Annotated in this window: 1 protein-coding gene; it reads right to left on the bottom strand. The window is 52.1% G+C overall.

Features of this window, described 5'->3' with window-relative positions; translation table 11 throughout:
• Positions 1–149, bottom strand: a 149-nt coding sequence (locus tag AB4Z23_RS28685; protein ID WP_441361335.1) for a Na+/H+ antiporter NhaA, incomplete at its 3' end; no start/stop codon positions are given.
• Positions 150–422: the final 273 nt, after the last annotated feature.

Genomic DNA, 422 nt, shown 5'->3' with positions numbered 1-422 from the left:
ATATGGAAGTAATCCTCAGCCAAAGGTGAGTTGGCCGTGATGATCGCCAAAAGCGCGACGGCCATAAGAACAAGGCCACCTGAGGCCTCATTGTCGAGAAACTTGCGAAGTGTGGAATTAATGCGACCTGGATTTGATGTCGAAGACACAGGTTCACGCTCCCTTAGCTGGAAGTTGATCTTAGTCTCCGTGGATTTCGGGGGAACCCGCAGCGCACGCAGCACGCGCTGTAGGCCAGCTTTATACTAAACCTCTGATAAGGTTTCCACAAAAACCGAGGCCGTAATCAAAAAACCGCATCGTTTGCGCGATCTTACGGCTCACTGATTGTCATTCGGGCTTTTCAACGGAATTGCCAAGTTGTGTGGTGTTGGGTGGCATCGACGCCGTGTCTCAAGCTGGACAACCGCTCAGGCGCGATC

This window comes from Agrobacterium sp. MCAB5 (genome assembly GCF_052114365.1).
Lineage (GTDB): Bacteria > Pseudomonadota > Alphaproteobacteria > Rhizobiales > Rhizobiaceae > Agrobacterium > Agrobacterium tumefaciens.
Note: the sequence above shows the minus strand (reverse complement) of the source record. Positions and strands in the feature narration are given on the sequence as shown.